The organism is Natronomonas salina (assembly GCF_013391105.1).
Taxonomy (GTDB): domain Archaea; phylum Halobacteriota; class Halobacteria; order Halobacteriales; family Haloarculaceae; genus Natronomonas; species Natronomonas salina.
This window is the reverse complement of record NZ_CP058335.1, coordinates 1434970-1452528: the sequence shown is the minus strand read 5'-3', so window position 1 is coordinate 1452528 and position 17559 is coordinate 1434970. Positions and strand designations below refer to the sequence as shown.

The following is a 17559-nucleotide window of genomic DNA, read 5'->3' as shown; positions in this document are numbered from 1 at the left end:
CGGTCAGAGCTGCAATCGGCGAGCGACGAGGTCGAGCAGTCCGGGCTCCTGCCGCTCGATCTCCGTCCACGTCCGGAACGCCTCCTCGACGTCGGCCTCGTCGCTGGCGACGAGGTCCCGGGCCTCCGGTGCGGCCACCACCAGGTTGACCTCGTAGTGGCCGTGGAAGCCGTACTTGAGAAGCTGCCGCTCGTCGAGGTCGGCAACGAACGACCGAACGTTCTCCGGGATCTCGGCTGCGATCACGACGAACGTGAACTCCGTGCTGTAGTGCTCCTCGTGGGGGTCGATCCACCGGTCGGCGAGCTCGTGGCCGAGGTCGACGAGCCGTCGCAGGTCGGCCTCGGTGACGCGCTCCGCGCGCCGGACGAAGAGGTGCTCGTGGGACTCGTGGTGGGCGAAGGAGAGGGCCGGGTGGAGGAAGTGCTTCTCGCTGTGGATCTCCATGTGGCCGTACAGGGGGAACGACTCGCCGTCGACGCGGTAGTCGGCCTCGAGGTCGTAGTTGTGGTGGAGCCGCCCGCCGACGGTCTCGAGGTACTCGTCGTCCCAGGTCGGCCGGTCGTCGCCAGCGCGCTCGGCGTCGGGGGTCTCGGCGTCACTCATGGCTGGTCGAGGGTGGCGCCGTCGGGAGCGACCCGTCCGGCGTGGCCGCGGTCCGTTCCGTTCGCGGCAGCCCGGATACCCTCCCGGCGACGTCGCACCGCACGTGCCACCGATTACCACTACCCGGATAAATAGTTCCCGCAGGTCGCGGGTCTGCCCAGGGGGTACCGGCCACGGTGAGACGGCATACGTGACGAGACATCGACAGGTCCGCCGAACATTTAACCGCCCGCTCGGCCTACTCCCTGTGAGTGATACGCATGGGAGGGAAACGAACGGAGGCCTGCGGGCGCTGTAGCGTCTCGACGGTGGTGGACGCCGCCGGGGGCGAGGAGGAGGACGACGACGGCGACGCCAGGAACCCCTTCGAGGGTGCCCGAATCGAGATCCAGGAGGCCGAACTCCGGCGGGTCGTCGGCCACGAGGTGCTCGTCCGCCGGGTGAAGGACCGCCTCGACGACCTCGCGTCCCGGTTCATCTACGGCTGACGCCCGACTACCTTTCATGCTCTCGCGTATCGGCATCCACGACTCCGTCGGCGCGGTGTTTCCGCCGGACGTGCTCCGGACGGAACTCGACGACCTCGACCTCGAGGTGTCGGTGGTCTCCACCGGTGCCGTCGACGGGTGCGACGCGCTGGTGACGTTCGACTACGAGGCGGCGTTCCTGGCGGCGGACCTCGGGTGGATCCACTCCATCCAGTCGGGCGTCGACCGCTTCCCCTTCGACGAACTGCGGGACGCGGGCGTTCGGCTGACCAACAGCACCGGCATCCACGGCGACGCCGTCGGCGAGACGGTCGCGGGCTACATGCTGCAGTTCGCCCGCGGGCTGCACCGCTACCGCTCGAACCAGGAGCGACGGGCGTGGTCGCGAGGGGAATGGGACGACGCGTTCACGCTCGACGGCGAGACCGTCTGCGTCGTCGGCCTGGGGACGCTCGGCCGTGGCGTCGCCAGGCGGGCCGACGCCCTCGGCACGGACGTCGTCGGCGTCAAGCGGACGCCGACCCCCGTCGACCACGTCCGGACGGTCCACCCCTCCACGGAACTCCAGGAGGCCGTCTCGGCGGCGAAGTTCGTGGTCGTCGCCGTCCCCCTGACCGACGAGACCGAGGGCCTCGTCGGCGAGGCGGAGCTGGCCGCGATGCGCGACGACGCCGTCCTCGTGAACGTCGCCCGCGGGCCGGTGGTCGACGAGTCCGCGCTGGTCGACGCCCTGGAGGCCGGCGAACTCGCCGGCGCCGCCCTGGACGTCTTCGAGACGGAGCCGCTCCCCGAGGACTCGCCGCTGTGGGGGATGGAGAACGTGGTCGTGACGCCGCACGTCGCGGCGATGACCGACGACTACTACGAGCGGATCGCCGCGCTCGTCCGGGAGAACGCCAGGCGGTTCGAGACCGGCGAGTCGCTGGCGAACCAGGTCGTCTGATCGGTCGTCGCCCCGCTCTTCGACGGCGGCTACCGAACTTCTATGGCGCCGTCGCCCCAACCGCGAGCCATGAAGTTCGCGGTGTTCGGAGCCGGCGGCGTGGGCGGTTACCTCGGGGCGCGCCTCGCCGACGCCGGCCACGAGGTCCACCTGATCGCGCGCGGCGACCACCTCGAGGCCATCCGGAACGACGGCTTGCGGCTCGAGAGCGTCGCCGGCGACACCGTCGTCGAGGTCCCCGCGACCGACGACCCCGCCGAGGTCGGCGCCTGCGACGCGGTCCTGTTCTGCGTGAAGGCCTACGACACGCGGTCGGCCGCCGCGGAACTCGACCCGCTGCTCGGCGACGACACCGCCGTGGTCTCCTTCCAGAACGGCGTCGACAACGAGCGCTGGCTGGCCGAGGCCGTCGGCGACGAGTACGTCTGCGGCGGCGTCGCCTACATCTTCTCCACCATCGCCTCGCCGGGCGTCGTCGAGCACACCGGCGGGCCGGCGCGGTTCGTCTACGGCGAACTCGACGGCGAGCGCACCGACCGCATCCGGCGGCTCGACGCGGCGCTCTCCGGCGCCGACGGCGTCGAGGCGGTACTGGCCGACGACGTCTCCGTCGAGCTGTGGCGGAAGTTCGTCTTCATCTGCGCGCAGGCCGGCGCGACGGCGACCAGCCGCCTGCCCGTCGGCGACATCCGCGAGTCCGAGCCCGCCTGGCGGTTCTACCGGCGGCTCATGGCGGAGGTCGCCGCGGTCGCGCGGGCGGAGGGCGTCGACCTCCCCGACGGGACGGTCGACGAGTGGCTCGCGTTCGCCCGGGACCTCGACGCCGACGCCTACTCGTCGCTGCACTACGACCTCGAGCACGGCAACCGACTCGAACTGGACGCCCTCCACGGGTCGGTCGTCCGGCACGCCGAGGAGGTCGGCGTCGACGTCCCGATGAACGAGGCCGTCCACGCCATCCTGTCGCCCTGGGCCGAGCGGCGGAGCTAGCGCTCGCGCAACCCCTCTCCAAGCAGGGAGGATATCCACACGACGGCGCCGAGGGCGAGGACCACTCCCAGGAGGCCGATCAGGTAGTCGCCGTCGGGGAGTCGCCTCGCGAGACCGACGCCGAGGATCCCGACGATGGCCAGCAGTGTACCGAGGGCGGTGCGGTGGAGGGACGAGGCGAGGTCGTCGACGCCGGAGGTATCGGACGGCATCCTGAGGGACGCTCGTAGAGCGGGTCGAAAAGCGTTCCGCCGATACGGCTCTCAGTCGATGAAGCCGAGGGCGTCCTCGATGCGACCCAGCTCGGGCCCGGTGGTCTCCTGGCCGGCGACGTAGCCGGAGGAGTTGGCGACCAGCCCGGAGCCGACCAGCGGGCCGCCGTAGTTGATGGTGCCGATGTCGGCGTAGACGCCGAAGAGCTCCTCGAGGAAGTCCAGTTCCTCGTCGTTGGTCTTCGGGTGGCAGAGCACGCCGTCGTTCGTGACGACCGCGGCGGTACCGACCGTCCGGACGTCCGCGATCATCCCGCGCTCGACGGGGACGTCGAGGGCGTCCTTGACGGCCTGGATTGCGTTCCGCGGGAGGTCGGGGTGGACGTACGCGCCCGCGTCGTTCGCGAGGACGACGTTGCCCGCTGCGTTGATGCGGCCGGGGAGCTCGACGACCGGGAGGTCGGTGCCCTCCTCGATGCGGTCGCGCTCGCGGTCGGTGACCCGCTCGCTGACGAGCAGGCCGTTCTCGTTGCCCGCCGCGAGGGCGCCGACGGTCGCCGACCCGGCGATGGTGGTGGGGACGGCCTCGACCTCCAGCTCCGCTTCGAAGTCGCTCAGGAGCGACTCGTCGAGGTCCGGGCGGGCGAGGAGACAGTCGTCGGTGGCCCGCATGAAGACGCCGACGTAGGCGGAGCCGGAGAGGGCCGTGCGGAGCACGTTACGCGGTCTCTGCTTCGACGACGGCCTCGCCCTCCTCCTCGAAGCGGGCGGCCCGCACGCGGAGCTTCCGCGGCGGCTTCGAGCGGCCGCGCGACCAGATCTCCTCGTTGATCGAGGGGTCCAGCCGGACCGCCTCGCCGTCGACGTTGAAGTGCTGTGCGAGGTGCTCGCGGACGAGCTTCATCGCCTTGTCGGCGCGTTCGCCGTTCGGCTCCGCGTGGACGTCGCGGAGCGGCACCGTCATGACGCGCTCGTCGAACTCGGCGCTCATTCGTCCGTGTCACTCCGCCGCCAGTTGCGGCGCTTGTGGTTCCGCAGCGTGTCGCGGTCGGTCTTCATGATGACCCAGGCCGGCACCCGGCTGTTCTGCCGCTCGAGCTTGGCCAGTCGCTGCTTCTTGGCCTTGGACTTCTTGCTCATAGTGGAGGCACCTTCCGTCGCGGCGTTTAAATTCTTGTCCATTGGCCGTGGGTAGCCGACGGCCGGCGACGGGACGGGGGCCGGCCGCCGGTGTCGACGCCCCTGCGCACCTCAGAACTCGAAGCGCTCTAATGTCTCGTATTCGGGTCCCTCGGGAGTCAGCGTGCTCTCCACGAGGCGCAGCTCCTCGACCCGGCGCGTCCCGGCCTCGGGGTCCTCCTCGCGGACGTACCGCTGGACGTCCTCCTTGGCGGCGGCGTGGTCCATCCGCGCGAGGGTGACGTGCGGCGTGAACTCGTGGGACTCCTCGTCGTAGCCGAGCGCCGTCGTTTCCAGCTCCAGGGCGCGGTGGAGGTCGGTCAGCGCCTCGGTTCCGTCGTCGACGCCGAGCCAGACGACGCTGATGTAGTCCAGCGACGGGAAGACGCCCAGCCCTTCGAACCGCGCCTCGAAGGGCTCGACGTCGGCGCCCTTCACCGCCGCTTCGACGGCGTCGGTCAGCGCCTCGAGGTCGTGGTCGCCCTCGCCGAGGAACTTCATCGTCACGTGGGCCTGTTCGGGGTCGGTGGGGTTCAGCCCGGGCAGGTCCCGCAGCGGTTCCTGGACGGCCGCGATCTCCTCCTCCAGTCCGTCGACGCCCACGCTGACGAACAGTCTCATGGCTCCCCGTACGCGGGCGGGTCGTAAAGTTTGCCAGGCCGTCGCACGGTTCGGTCCCTTCGGCAAGTCGGGGCCGGGGTGGGCCCGGGCGAGTCAGAATCCCCGGACGGTCTCGACGACGCCGGTGGTCTCCAGGGTCATCCAGAGGACGAAGAACCCGTACAGCCCCAGGAAGACGTAGGCCTCGGGGTCGGTGAGTTCGAGGTGGGTGCGCGTGAAGACGACGAAGAGGATGGTGGCGAAGGCGAGGAAGCCCAGCATCGGGATGGCGGCGAGGAAGTTGACGGTGGCCGACCCCGCGAGCAGGACGCCGACGGGGATGGCGACGAGCAGGTTGAACGTGTTGCTGCCGAGGACGTTCGTGAGGCTGGTGACGCTCTGGCCCTCCCGGGCGGCGCGGACGCTGACGATGGCGTCCGGGAGGCTCGTCGCGGCGGCGATGACCGTCAGGCCCCACAGGAGGCTCGGCGTCTCGAAGATGGCGCCGAAGCCCAGCGCGGCCCGGACGATGCCCTCGACGCCGACGGCGATGAGCAGGAGGCCGACGGCGAGGACGCCCCACTGCCGGCGGGCGTTCACCTCGACCTTCTCGGCGACGTGGTCTTGGGTGTCCTGGTACTGGAGGAAGACGTAGACGGCGTAGGTCGTCAGCGGTATCAGCGCCAGCACGGGCGTCAGGATGGCCTCGCGGTTCGTCCCGCCGGGGACGTAGGTGGCCCCGAGGGCGAAGACGAGGAAGAGGACGAGGATGCTGATGACGTAGAACTGGGCGTCCTTGTGGACGATGTCGCGGGTCGCCTCGAGGGTGTCGCTGGTGAGCCCCGACACCGCCGGGATGACGAGCAGGTTGAAGATGGCGCTGCCGACGATGGCGCCGACGCCGAGGGAGAACTCGTCGTGGACGAGCGTGCTGACGACGACGGAACTCAGTTCGGGGAAGCTGGACCCGACGGCGACCACCACGGCGCCGTGGACGGCGACGGGGATGCCGTAGTGCTTGCTGAGCCGCTCGGCGGAGCGCTCGAGGCGGCCGCTGCCCGCCCAGATGACCGCCGTCGAGACGATGGCGAGACCGAGGTAGAACGCGACGCCGCCCGAGAGACCGACCATCTACGTGGGACGTGTCGGCCCTCGAACAAAGGCCTGTCCCAGCGCGGCCGGTATGCCTCGAAGTTCCCCCACGTTCTTGCCGCGAGGCGCGGCTCCGCCGCGCCGCGCGTGCGAAAAGCGGGTCGCAACCCTTTACCCCCTCGGTAGGCTACACATCGTAACATGACCGACGAGGAGCCAGACGACTCCCACGAGTTCTCGGAGGGCCAGGGGTTCGGCGACCCCTACGAGGGGTTCGACCTCGACCCGCCGGAGCTCGACCCCGACCCGGAACAGGTGGACCCGGTGGACTCCCGCGTGGTGGCCGACACGCTCGACCGGCGACAGATCGCGTCCGAACAGGTCGACGCCGAGGAGCTGCTGGACGTGGCGATGGACTACATGCGGATCAACCGCCACGAGCAGGCGACGGACACCCTCCAGCGGGCGGCCCAGTACGCCGACGACGAGCTGATCGAGCAGGAGGCGTGGGTGAACAAGGGCGCCGCCCACGCGGAACTGCAGGAGTTCCAGCAGGCCATCGACTCCTACCGGGAGGCGCTCCGCATCGACGACGACTCCGAGCACGCCGCGTCGGCGGAGACGAACCTCGCGTACGCGCTGTGGAAGTCCGGCCAGACCGAGCAGGCCCTCGAACACGCCGAGCGGGCCGTCGAACTCGACCCGCGGTTCCCGCAGGGCTGGTACAACCGCGGGTTCTTCCTGCTGGAGCGCGGCCTCGCGGAGGACGCCGTCTCCTGCTTCGACAACGCGATGCGGCTGGGGTACCGCGACGCCGACGTCCTCGAGGAGAAGGCCCGCGCGCTCGAGGAGATGGGCGAGGACGAGGAGGCCGAGGAGGTCGCCGCGGAGGCCGAGGAGCTACGGCAGCGCGCCGAGGAGCAGTTCGTCGAGGAGCAATGATGCTGCTGTGCGAGCGGTCGACCCAGGAGGGACTGCTCGTCTCGGTCTGCGATCCGGACGTCCTCGGCGAGACCTTCGAGAACGGCGAGGCGTCGCTGACGGTCGACCCGGACTTCTACGAGGGCGAGGAGGCGACCGCCGAGGAGGTCGTCGCCAGCCTCGCGCGGTGCTCGGTGGCGAACCTCGTCGGCAGCGAGGCCGTCGGCGTGGCCATCGAGCACGGCTTCGTCGAGGAGGCGAACGTCCTCGAGTTCGACGGGACGGTCCACGCCCAGTACCTCCGGCTATAGTTATCCGGCTGTAGGATTCCGGCTGTAGTTTTCACGCACGGGACAGGGGGCAACTACCCGACGGCGCTAGAACTCCCGGTAGAGTTATGGCCGGCCGGGGTCACGGACCCACCGGATGACCGCGACCGCCACGTCGACGTTCCTGCTGCTCGTCGGCTACGGGGTCGCCATCGGCCTCGCGACGAGCCTCGCGATCTACTGCCTCCTCCGGCGGTCGACCCGCGTCGCGACCGCCTTCGGCGCCTGCATGCTCGCGGTGCTGCTGTGGTCGCTGGGCGCGTTCGGTCGGCTGCTCGCGCCGACGGAGGCGGTCTGGTACGTGTGGACGCTCGTCATGTACCTCGGCGTCTCGACCGCCGCGGTGCTGCTGTTCGTCTTCGCGGTGCTGTACACCGGCTGGGGGTCGCACCTGAACGCCCGTCGCGTCGCCCTGCTGTTCGTCGTGCCGGCGGCGTCGCTGCTGCTGCTGGCGACCGACCCGAGCCACGACCTGTTCTTCGCGGGCGTCTCCGAGGTGCCGTTCGGAACCGAGACCGTGTTCACGACCGAGTCGGGTCCCTGGTTCTGGGTGAACGCGCTGTACAGCTACGTGCTGTTCGGCGGCGCGACCGCGCTGCTGGGGCGGTTCGCCGCGAGCAACCACCGGGTGTACCGCCGGCAGGCGCTTTTCGTCCTCGCCGGCGCGGCGTTCCCGTGGGCCGTCAACGTCGCCTACCTCTTCTCGCTCGGCCCGGCGTTCCCGGTCGACCCCACGCCGGTCGGCTTCGCGGTCGGCAGCGCGCTGCTCGCCTACGCCGTCTTCCGGGTCGGCCTGGCGGACCTCACGCCGGTCGCACGGTCGGCGGTGGTCGACCTCAACCCGGCGGCCGGGTCGCTGCTGGATGGCCACGAGAGCTCCGCGAGCGGGGACGCCGTCGGCCGCCCGGTCTCCGAGGTCGCGCCGGACCCGCTGCTGGCGGCCGGCGACGACCCGGGGTCCGTCACCGTCGACGGCACGGAGCGGTGGTACCGGACCCGCGAACTGCCGCTGGAGGGCGACGGCTCCGTCCTGCTGGCCAGCGACCGCACCGACCAGATGCGGCGGCGGCGCCAGCTCCGCGAGCAGACCGGGCGCCTCGAGGAGTTCACCCGCGTCGCGGCCCACGACCTCCGGAACCCGCTGAACGCCATCACCGGCTACGCGGAACTGGCCCGGGAGACCGGCGACGTCTCCCACCTCGAGCGGGTGCCGCCGGCCGCCGAGCGCATCGAGACGCTCATCGACGACCTGCTCACGCTCGGCCGGGAGGGTCGCGCCGTCGAGGAGACCGCTCCCGTGTCGCTGCTGGACGCGGCCGAGACCGCCTGGGGGAACGTCGAGACGGGCGGGGCGACTCTCGAGACCGTCGACGACGGCGTGGTCCTCGCCGACGAACCGCGGTTCGTCCAGCTGCTGGAGAACCTCTTCCGGAACACCGTCGAGCACGGTGCCGGGGGAGCCGGCCGCGGCGAGGAAGTCACCGTTCGCGTGGGCGCGCTCCCGGATGGATTCTTCGTCGCCGACGACGGGACCGGCATCCCGACGGAGAGCCGCGCGGACGTCTTCGAGTACGGCTACTCCACCCACGGCGGCACCGGCCTCGGGCTGCCGGTCGTCCGGAGCATCGCCGTCGCCCACGGCTGGGAGGTCTCGGTCAGGGAGGCGGCCGGCGGCGGCGCCCGCTTCGAGTTCACCGGCGCCGAGGTCCGCGAGCCCGTTACCCGCGGCGGCGCGGAGAGAGCGGGCGCCGTCGGGGCCGACGGGCCGCGGCGCCGGCCACCTTAAGCGCCCCGGCGACGCCCGGGCGAACCTTGAAGCCGGACGCGTGCGCCTCGCTCCCATGCAGATCACCGGCGTCAACCAGTACCACCTCGAGCACCACCTCGAGGAGCCGTTCTACCCGACGTGGATCCCCGGCTACCCGCAGTCGAGCCACGAACTGGAGCTGTTCGAGATCGAGACCGACGAGGGCATCACCGGCTACGGCGCCTCGCCGTCGTTCGCCGGCGGCCTCGAGTACGAGACGCCCCTCGAGCTGTTCCTGACCGGCGAGGACCCCCACAACGTCGAGGGCATCCTCGGGAAGCTCGACACCGTCAACCTCGTCGGGCCACGCCCCTGGCACGTCGAGATGGCGCTGTGGGACATCATCGGCAAGGACGCGGGCAAGCCCGTCTACGAGCTGTTCGGCGCCGAGGCGACCGACATCCCCGTCTACGCCTCGACCGGCGAGGTCCAGCCGGCCGACGAGCGCATCGACTACGTCGAGGAACGGATCGACGAGGGCTTCGAGGCCGTGAAGCTCCGCGTCACCGAGGTCGACCACCTCGAGACCGTCCGCGAGGTCCGCGAGGCGTTCCCCGACCTGACGCTGATGGTCGACGCGAACAAGGGCTGGGCGGTCCGGGTCATGGAGGAGGAGGTCAAGTGGTCGTTCGCCGACGCCCTGGAGTTCGCCCGCGGCCTCGACGAGATCGGCGGCGTCGAGTGGCTCGAGGAGCCGCTCCCCCGGCGCGACTACGAGGGGTACGCCCGGCTCCGGGACGCCGTCGACGTCAACGTCGCCGGCGGCGAGTTCAACAACGGCGTCCACCACTTCCGGGAGTTCGTCGACCAGGGCTCCCTCGACGTCCTCCAGCCGGACGCCGCGCTGGCGACGGGCATCAGACAGGGCGTCGACGTCGCGCGGATGGCCCAGGCCCACGGCCTCCAGTTCGTCCCGCACACCTGGACGAACGCCCTCGGCTTCGCGGCGAACCTCCACGTGATGACCGCGGTCGGCAGCCCCTGGTGCGAGTACCCGATGGAGCCGCCGTGGACGCCCGAGGTCTGGTCGTTCATGCTCGAGGAGGGGTTCGCCCACGACGACGGTACCATCCGCGCGCCGGAGGAGCCGGGCCTCGGCGTGGAGATCCCCGACGACGTGCTGGCGGAGGCGGCCGACGAGTAGACCGCAGCGACGATTCCGCGCCGTTTTTCACCCGGACCCGCGAGGAACCGATATGGCCGACCAGGAACTCATCGACGCGCTCCGGGCCGCCGACGCGGTCAAGTTCGGGGAGTTCGAGCTCTCCCACGGCGGCACCTCCGAGTACTACGTCGACAAGTACGTCTTCGAGACCGACCCGGAGTGCCTCGAGCGCATCGCCGAGGCGTTCGCAGAGCGCCTCAACGGCCGCAAGCTCGCCGGCGTCGCCCTCGGCGCGGTCCCGCTGGTGGCGGCGACGGCCGTCGAGACTGCCACCCCCTACGTCATCGTCCGGAAGCAGGCCAAGGAGTACGGCACCGGCAACCAGATCGAGGGCTCTCTCGAAGCGGGCGAGGAGGTCGTCGTCCTCGAGGACATCGCCACCACGGGTCAGAGCGCCGTCGACGCGGTCGAGGCGCTCCGGGAGGCCGGCGCGACGGTGAACCGCGTGCTCGTGGTCGTCGACCGCGAGGAGGGTGCCCGCGAGAACCTCGCCGAGCACGACGTCGAACTCGAGTCGCTGCTGACCGCCTCGGACCTCCTGGCCGACGCCGACCGCGACTGAGCCGCCCGGCCGTCGCCGTCGGTATCCACCTCTGTGTCTATTGTCTCTTCGGGATACATCGAAGTATTCATGCGCGTGCGGGGCCGCCGTCTAGGACATGAACCGTTCGGAGAAGGCCGCCCTCCAGCTGCGGGCCGTCGACGTGCTGCGGACGCTGAAGGAGACGCACACGTACGAGGAGCTCGCCGCCGAGACCGGGCTGCCGGCCGGCGACCTGAACCGCTACGTCAACGGGCACGTCCTCCCGAGCGAGGCACGCGCCCGCGAGGTGGTCGACGGCGTCGGCGAGGAACTGCTCGCAGAGGAGCTGACCGCCCGCATCGCCCTCGACGACGAGGGGTACGTCGACAACTCCCGCGTCGTCTTCGACCAGTCGCTGCTGTCGCTCGTCCCGCCGGTCGCCACCGAGTCGCTGGGCATCGAACCGCCGGACGCGGTGCTGACGGCCGCGACCGACGGCATCACGCTCGCGGCGGCGATGGCCCGGCACTTCGGCGCGCGCTGTGCGTACGCCAAGAAGTCCCGGGAGACGGCCGTCGAGGAGTTCATCGAGGCCCGACAGCGGCTCTCCTCCGGCATCGAGATCGACTACTACCTCCCGGCGAACGCCGTCGACGCCGGCGAGTCCGTGCTGGTCGTCGACGACCTCATCCGGTCGGGGGAGACCCAGGAGCTGCTCCTCGACATCGCCGACTCGGCCGGCGCCGACGTCGCCGGCGTCTTCGCGCTCATCGCCGTCGGCGACGAGGGGATCGACCGCGCCAGGGCGCACACGGACGCGCCGGTCGGCTCGCTCGTCACCCTGGAGTGACCCGCAACGGTGCCTATCTCGTGGCGTCGCGGGCTCGCCGCCTACCCCCGAAGTATCCAAGTTCGTGCGTAGGAAAGCCAGAAATAGACGACAAGTATTAAGAACCACTCCCGCGGTATGCTCGAACGTGAATTATGGGTGTAACTGATTCGCTCGCGGAGTACTTCGACTTCGACGAGCACGACACGGATTTCGAGACGGAGACGCTGGCGGGGGTCACGACGTTCCTGGCGATGGCGTACATCGTCGTCGTCAATCCGAACATCCTCGCGCCGGCCATCGTGGGTGGGGTCCCCGAGGGCGGAGAGGTTCTGCGGACGGAGATCGCCGGCGAGACGTACACGTTCGCCCAGGTCGTCGAGATGCTGACCGTCGTCACCATCCTGGCGTCGGTCGTCGCCATCCTCGTGATGGCGCTGTACGCCAAGCGGCCGTTCGGCCTGGCGCCGGGCATGGGCCTGAACGCCTTCTTCACCTTCACCGTCGTGCTCACGCTGGGCGTCCCGTGGCAGGTCGCCCTCGCCGCGGTGTTCACCGAGGGCGTCATCTTCATCGCGCTGACCGCCGTCGGCGCCAGGGAGTACATCATCCGGCTGTTCCCCGAACCGGTGAAGTTCGCGGTCGGGGCCGGTATCGGCGTCTACCTGCTCTTCCTCGGCCTCCAGGAGATGAACGTCGTCGTCGCCGACGACGCGACGCTCGTCACGCTGGGGAACGTCCTCCAGAGCCCGGTCGCGGCGCTGTCGCTGCTCGGCCTCGTCGTCACGCTGCTGCTGTACGCCCGCGACATCAAGGGGTCGATCGTCCTCGGCATCCTCTCGACGGCCGTCGCGGGCTACGCGCTGACGCTCGCGGGCGTCGTCGACCGCGGCGTCCTCGAACCCGGCACCGTCTCGCAGGTCGAGTCCGACGGCCTCGGTTCGCTGCTGTTCGGCGTCCAGTACGACTTCACGCCGCTGTTCTTCGGGTTCGTCGAGGGCCTCTCGCTCATCACCGAGGACCCGCTGACGTTCGCGCTGGTCGTCTTCACGTTCTTCTTCGTCGACTTCTTCGACACGGCGGGGACGCTCATCGGCGTCTCCCAGATCGGCGGCTTCCTCGACGACGAGGGGAACCTCCCCGACATGGACGAACCCCTGATGGCCGACGCCGTCGGCACCACCGTCGGCGCGATGATGGGCACCTCGACAGTGACGACCTTCATCGAGTCGGCGACCGGCGTCGAGGAGGGCGGCCGCACCGGCTTCACGGCGCTGGTCGTCGGGATCCTCTTCCTGCTGTCGCTGCTCGTCGTCCCGCTGGTCACCGCCATCCCGACGTACGCCACCTACATCGCGCTGGTCGTCGTGGGGATCCTCATGCTGCAGGGAGTAGCCGACATCGACTGGCAGGACCCGGCCTGGGCCATCTCCGCCGGCCTGACGATCACGGTCATGCCCCTGACGGCCTCCATCGCCAACGGGCTGGCGGCCGGCATCATGAGCTACCCGCTCGTCAAGGCCGCGATGGGAGAGCGCCGCGACGTCTCGCCGGGACAGTGGGTGCTGGCGGCCGTCTTCGTCGTCTACTTCGTCGTCTACTTCGCGGTCAGCGCCGGGATGCTGGCGTTCTGACGGGCGCGGAACCGTAACACCTTCCTTCCGGTCACTCCCCTGTGGCACCATGGATTTCCCGCGAGCGAGCGGCCACTCCCGGCGTGCGGTACTCCGCCGGGTGCTCGCCGCCCTCGTCCTCGCGCTCCTGCTGCCCGCCGCCTACTCCGCCGTCGCGACCGACGCCGTCGAACTCGGCCCCGGGACGGTCGAGCAGCCGGCGGAGAACACGACGTACGTCAGCGTCCAGGGGTTCCACTTCGCTGGCTACGGCAAGCCGAAGAAACCCGCCCGCCTGGTCGCCGCCGACCCGGACGCCGAAGTCGAGTGGCGCTTCGACGGCGACTCCGTCGGGGCCAACTGGTTCTACGAGGTCGACACCCTGTCGAACGGGAACCTCTTCGTGACGGCCACGAACACCGACGGCACGGTCGTCTTCGAGTACGACCCCGCGACCGGGGAGCCGGTCTGGACCCACGAGCTACCGGGCGCGATGGACACCCACAACGTCAACCTGCTGTCCGGCCGCCGGCTGCTCGTCGCGAACATGCGGAACTTCGACGAGAGCACGGGCGTTAGCGACGACCGGCTCTACATCGAGGACACCGAAAGCGGCGAGACCGAGTGGGAGTGGCTGTTCCGCGAGCACTACCCGAACGACACCGACGGCGGCTTCTCGGAGGACTGGACGCACGTCAACGACGTGGACCTGATCGGTGACGACGAGCGCTACGTCCTCGCCTCGCCGCGGAACTTCGATCAGGCGATCGTCGTCGACCGCGAGACCGACGAGATCGTTATGCGGCTCGGCTCCGACGACGACCACGAGATCCTGTACGAGCAGCACAACCCCGAGTACCTCGAACGGGAGGACGGCACGCCCGTCGTCCTCGTCGCCGACAGCGAGAACGACCGCGTCGTCGAGTACGAGCGCGACTGCGGCGACGCGGACCCGCGGCTCGGCGCCGGCACCCCGCCCGAGGAGTGCGAGTGGGAGCGCACCTGGTCCGTCGACGGCTTCAACTGGCCCCGGGACGCCGACAGGCTGCCGAACGGCAACACGCTCGTGACGGACACGCTCAACCACCGCGTCGTCGAGATCACCCCGGAGGGCGAGGTCGTCTGGGAGTTCTACGCCGCGTGGGCGCCGTACGACGCCGAGCGCGGCGAGGAGGGCGCCAACGGCCCGACGATGGCCGACCACGGAACGGGCGGCAACTACACGGTCACCGGCGGCGGGGACAGCGGTCCGGCCAGCCAGTACACCGTCGGCGACGGCATCTCGGACTTCGGTTCTCACACGCCCTGGTCCGGCGCGTTCGACGAACTCGCGACGCGGTACTCCCACGTCGAGCCGTTCTTCCGCCCGGTCGGCATCGGCTCGTGGGCGTTCCTGTCGCTCGTCCTCGGATTGCTGGTCGCGCTCGGCTGGGGCGTCGGCGAGGCCGTCGTCCACCGCCGTCGCATCACGGCCGGTATCGGCGACCGGCTCGGGTGAGGGGCGGCCACGGGTGCGAAGAGACCGGCAGATATCCGGTTTCCAGATACTTACCTAATATCTTGGGAAAACCCCTTATCCCGAACTCCCCCATCCGTGGCGATAATGCAACTGGAATCGAGCCGGCGGACCGAGGGACGGGATCGGGACGAACTGTTCGAGGTACTCACCCACCGGCGGCGACGGCGGGTCCTCGCGCTGCTGCGAGGGGCGGACGGGCCGGCGTCGCTGTCGGAGGTCGCCGCGGAGCTGGCGGCCGACAGCGAGTGCGAGGACTCCGCCGAGCGGGTCGAGATCACGCTCTACCACCGCCACGTCCCCAAGCTGGCGGCGGCCGGTCTGGTCGCGTTCGACGCCGACCGGCGGACGCTGACGCTCACGGGCCCCGTCCCGGAGTCTGTCGAGGAGCCCGGCCGCACCCTGGAGATCGAGTAGATGGCCGGACTCGAGTGCTCGAACTGCGCCGCCGGCGACGACGGGGCGACCAGGACGCTGGTCGTCGAGGGGGACCGGCGACTCGAGGTGGCGCTCTGCGAGCCCTGCTACGACGAGTTCGTCGCCGAGGAGTGGATCGAGGCGGCTCGATAGCCGCCACCGCTCCTCCCTCCCATCGGCGGCGCCCGTTCCGTCAGACCGAGTACGCCGAAGGTACCTGCCCGGTCTGGTCACGGCCGGACACACGACCGCCGCGCTCTTTACGCCCGACGCCGTATCTACGGGCGATGGCGAACATCACGCTCTACGAGCTCCCCGGCTGTCCGTACTGCGCGAAGGTCACCGACAAGCTGGAGGACCTCGACGTCGACTACGACACCGTCGAGGTACCTGGCGACCACTCCGAGCGGACGGAGGTCGAGGAGGTCAGCGGCCAGACCGGCGTCCCCGTCATCGTGGACGAGGCGAACGGCGTCGAGGGGATGCCGGAGTCCGACGACATCGTCGAGTACCTCGAGGAGAACTACGGCGACGGCGCGAGCGCCTGAACGCCCGCCGGTACTTCTCCGGACGCTCGCCCCGAACAGCGGCGGCTACAGCGCCTCCTTGTACGCCTCGAGGGTCTCCTCGACGTCCGACTCGGTGTGGCCGTAGGAGACGAAGTTCGACTCGAACTGGTTCTGCGAGAGGAGGACGCCCTCCTCGAGCATCTGTGGGCGGAACAGTCGGGCGTAGCGCTCGGTCTCCGCCCGCTTGACGTCGGTGCCGCGCTTGGGACAGGACTCGTACCGGCTGCAGGAGGGGTCCTGCCGGCAGCCGTTCGCACAGCAGTCGTCCTGCGGGCCGTCGTCGGCGCGGGTGAAGATCACCTTGAACAGCGAGTCGGTCCCGACGACGGTGTACTCGGGGGCGTGGTCGGCGACGATGTCCGTGAGGCCCTCCCGTAGCTGCCGGCCGAGCTCGTTCACGTGGTCGTGGACGTCGTTCTCGGCGCAGAACTTGAGCGTCTCGAGGCCGGCGGCCATCGTCACCGGGTGTCCGGAGAAGGTGCCGGCCTGGAAGACGTCGCCGACGGGGCTGAACTGCTCGAGGTACTCGGTCTTGCCGCCGACGGCGCCGACCGGGTAGCCGCCGCCGATGATCTTCCCGAACGTCGTGAGGTCGGGGTCGATGCCGTACTTCCCCTGGGCGCACTGGAGGCCGCCGACGCGGAAGCCGGTGATGACCTCGTCGAAGATCAGGAGCGAGCCGTGGTCCTCGGTCAGTTCCCGCAGCGTCTCGTGGTAGCCGTTCTCCGGGGTGACGATGCCCATGTTCGCCTGGACGGGCTCGACGAGGACCGCGGCGACGTCGTCGCCGTGCTCCTCGAAGACCTCGCGGGCCGCCGCCTCGTCGTTGAACGGCACCGGGAGCGTGTGCTCGGCGAACGACTGCGGGACGCCGGCGCTGGAGGGGCTGGGGTGGTCGGCGTCGCCCTCGACGAGCGTCGTCTCCTGGGCGCCGTGGTAGCCGCCCTGCATGACGACGACCTTGTCCCGTCCGGTGACGCCGCGGGCCAGCCGGACGGCCGAGACCGTCGCCTCGGTGCCGCTGTTGACGAACCGGACCATCTCGACGCTGGGGACGTGCCGGCAGACGAACTCGGCGTGCTCGACCTCGATCTCGGTCGGCATGCCGTACATCGGGCCCTCGGCGGCCCGCGACTGGACGGCGGCCTGGACCGGTTCGGGCGTGTCGTGGCCGAGCAGCAGCGGCCCGAGCCCCTGGACCCAGTCGACGTAGCGGTTGCCGTCGGCGTCGACGACGTGGCCGGCCTCCCCGCGCTCGACGAACAGCGGGTACGGCTGCGGGGCGGCGCGGACCGACGAGTTCACGCCGCCGGGGAGCACCGACAGCGCCCGATCGTACAGCGAACGCGACGCGGAGTGGTTCATGGAGGGCGTTGACCGCCCGCCCCGAAAGAGGTTACCGTCTCGGGAGCCGCCGCTTCGGCGGATATGGGACCACCCCTCACTGGCCCGTCGGGCGGGCGCTCTGCCATCGAATGCAGCATTAGGCCAGAATAGATCCGTAGATATGGATGTTCGTAGCCAATACGCGCAGCTAGAACAGTTATTGCCGTGTTCGACACGGTGTTTATGCCCGGCCACCGACAGTCTGGTACCGCGGGTCACCGCGGTCTCCGGTACAGCACTGCTCACCAAGAGCCGCCACGGCTGGCACCAGCGGTTCCTCCGTGCGGGCCCCTCCTGCCGGGGCCCGATCTCGTTCCTCTGCCCGTCACCCACCGACAACCGCCGTTAGACGTCCGTCCGGTCGTCGGCAGAAT

The 17559-nt window shown here is 70.1% G+C and carries 22 protein-coding genes; 14 read left to right on the top strand and 8 right to left on the bottom strand.

The window, feature by feature from the left end:
- Positions 1 to 3: 3 nt before the first annotated feature.
- Complete coding sequence (locus HWV07_RS07765; RefSeq protein WP_178333749.1) at positions 4 to 606, bottom strand: DUF8052 family protein; 603 nt, start codon at positions 604 to 606, stop codon at positions 4 to 6.
- Positions 607 to 866: 260 nt separating this feature from the next.
- Here HWV07_RS07765 and HWV07_RS07760 point away from each other — a divergent pair, with 260 nt between their 5' ends.
- The 3 genes from HWV07_RS07760 to HWV07_RS07750 all read left to right on the top strand — a co-directional run bounded on the left by HWV07_RS07760 (position 867) and on the right by HWV07_RS07750 (position 3027).
- Positions 867 to 1094, top strand: coding sequence for a DUF8007 family protein (locus HWV07_RS07760; protein WP_178336018.1), 228 nt, complete (start codon positions 867 to 869; stop codon positions 1092 to 1094).
- A gap of 16 nt (positions 1095 to 1110) precedes the next feature.
- Entirely contained in the window at positions 1111 to 2037 is a 927-nt protein-coding gene (ddh, locus tag HWV07_RS07755; RefSeq protein ID WP_178333748.1) for a D-2-hydroxyacid dehydrogenase, read from the top strand.
- 69 nt (positions 2038 to 2106) lie between these two features.
- Positions 2107 to 3027: a 2-dehydropantoate 2-reductase gene (locus HWV07_RS07750; RefSeq protein ID WP_178333747.1), complete on the top strand. Its 921-nt coding sequence runs from the start codon at positions 2107 to 2109 to the stop codon at positions 3025 to 3027.
- Here the strand turns inward: HWV07_RS07750 and HWV07_RS07745 are convergent.
- The 6 genes from HWV07_RS07745 to HWV07_RS07720 form a co-directional block, all read right to left on the bottom strand.
- Positions 3024 to 3239 (bottom strand): hypothetical protein, encoded by a 216-nt coding sequence (locus HWV07_RS07745; protein ID WP_178333746.1) that lies wholly within the window; start codon positions 3237 to 3239, stop codon positions 3024 to 3026. The two genes, HWV07_RS07750 and HWV07_RS07745, sit on opposite strands and share 4 nt — an antisense overlap.
- Before the next feature lie 51 nt (positions 3240 to 3290).
- Positions 3291 to 3956: a translation initiation factor IF-6 gene (locus HWV07_RS07740; RefSeq protein WP_178333745.1), complete on the bottom strand. Its 666-nt coding sequence runs from the start codon at positions 3954 to 3956 to the stop codon at positions 3291 to 3293.
- Between the two features lies 1 nt (position 3957).
- Positions 3958 to 4230: a 50S ribosomal protein L31e gene (locus HWV07_RS07735; protein WP_178333744.1), complete on the bottom strand. Its 273-nt coding sequence runs from the start codon at positions 4228 to 4230 to the stop codon at positions 3958 to 3960.
- Entirely contained in the window at positions 4227 to 4379 is a 153-nt protein-coding gene (locus HWV07_RS07730) for a 50S ribosomal protein L39e (RefSeq protein ID WP_178333743.1), read from the bottom strand. Before HWV07_RS07730 ends, HWV07_RS07735 begins: the two co-directional genes overlap by 4 nt.
- Before the next feature lie 111 nt (positions 4380 to 4490).
- Positions 4491 to 5039 (bottom strand): RNA 2',3'-cyclic phosphodiesterase, encoded by a 549-nt coding sequence (gene thpR, locus HWV07_RS07725; protein WP_178333742.1) that lies wholly within the window; start codon positions 5037 to 5039, stop codon positions 4491 to 4493.
- Positions 5040 to 5132: 93 nt separating this feature from the next.
- On the bottom strand, positions 5133 to 6149 hold the full coding sequence (locus tag HWV07_RS07720; protein ID WP_178333741.1) for a sodium:calcium antiporter: 1017 nt from the start codon (positions 6147 to 6149) through the stop codon (positions 5133 to 5135).
- A gap of 162 nt (positions 6150 to 6311) precedes the next feature.
- Between HWV07_RS07720 and HWV07_RS07715 the strand changes: the two genes are divergently transcribed.
- The 11 genes from HWV07_RS07715 (at position 6312) to HWV07_RS07665 (ending at position 15778) form a co-directional block, all read left to right on the top strand.
- On the top strand, positions 6312 to 7052 hold the full coding sequence (locus HWV07_RS07715; RefSeq protein WP_178333740.1) for a tetratricopeptide repeat protein: 741 nt from the start codon (positions 6312 to 6314) through the stop codon (positions 7050 to 7052).
- Positions 7052 to 7342, top strand: a complete 291-nt coding sequence (locus HWV07_RS07710; protein ID WP_178336017.1) for a DUF424 domain-containing protein — start codon at positions 7052 to 7054, stop codon at positions 7340 to 7342. Before HWV07_RS07715 ends, HWV07_RS07710 begins: the two co-directional genes overlap by 1 nt.
- Positions 7343 to 7457: 115 nt before the next feature.
- Entirely contained in the window at positions 7458 to 9146 is a 1689-nt protein-coding gene (locus tag HWV07_RS07705; RefSeq protein ID WP_178333739.1) for a sensor histidine kinase, read from the top strand.
- A 55-nt stretch (positions 9147 to 9201) separates the two neighbouring features.
- A complete protein-coding gene (locus HWV07_RS07700; RefSeq protein ID WP_178333738.1) occupies positions 9202 to 10311 on the top strand; it encodes a mandelate racemase/muconate lactonizing enzyme family protein in 1110 nt (369 codons plus the stop codon).
- Positions 10312 to 10363: 52 nt separating this feature from the next.
- Positions 10364 to 10894 (top strand): orotate phosphoribosyltransferase, encoded by a 531-nt coding sequence (pyrE, locus tag HWV07_RS07695; RefSeq protein WP_178333737.1) that lies wholly within the window; start codon positions 10364 to 10366, stop codon positions 10892 to 10894.
- 97 nt (positions 10895 to 10991) lie between these two features.
- Positions 10992 to 11705, top strand: a complete 714-nt coding sequence (locus tag HWV07_RS07690; protein WP_178333736.1) for a phosphoribosyltransferase family protein — start codon at positions 10992 to 10994, stop codon at positions 11703 to 11705.
- Positions 11706 to 11839: 134 nt separating this feature from the next.
- Positions 11840 to 13318, top strand: a complete 1479-nt coding sequence (locus HWV07_RS07685; RefSeq protein ID WP_178333735.1) for an NCS2 family permease — start codon at positions 11840 to 11842, stop codon at positions 13316 to 13318.
- A 49-nt stretch (positions 13319 to 13367) separates the two neighbouring features.
- Positions 13368 to 14795, top strand: coding sequence for an aryl-sulfate sulfotransferase (locus HWV07_RS07680; RefSeq protein ID WP_178333734.1), 1428 nt, complete (start codon positions 13368 to 13370; stop codon positions 14793 to 14795).
- Between the two features lie 105 nt (positions 14796 to 14900).
- On the top strand, positions 14901 to 15230 hold the full coding sequence (locus HWV07_RS07675) for a DUF7344 domain-containing protein (RefSeq protein ID WP_178333733.1): 330 nt from the start codon (positions 14901 to 14903) through the stop codon (positions 15228 to 15230).
- Positions 15231 to 15383, top strand: a complete 153-nt coding sequence (locus HWV07_RS07670) for a hypothetical protein (protein WP_178333732.1) — start codon at positions 15231 to 15233, stop codon at positions 15381 to 15383.
- 134 nt (positions 15384 to 15517) lie between these two features.
- The gene (locus tag HWV07_RS07665) at positions 15518 to 15778 is read left to right on the top strand and encodes a glutaredoxin family protein (RefSeq protein ID WP_178333731.1); all 261 of its coding nucleotides are present in this window, start codon (positions 15518 to 15520) and stop codon (positions 15776 to 15778) included.
- Between the two features lie 45 nt (positions 15779 to 15823).
- Here HWV07_RS07665 and hemL read toward each other — a convergent pair whose 3' ends face one another.
- Complete coding sequence (gene hemL, locus HWV07_RS07660; protein WP_178333730.1) at positions 15824 to 17164, bottom strand: glutamate-1-semialdehyde 2,1-aminomutase; 1341 nt, start codon at positions 17162 to 17164, stop codon at positions 15824 to 15826.
- Positions 17165 to 17559 lie beyond the last annotated feature (395 nt).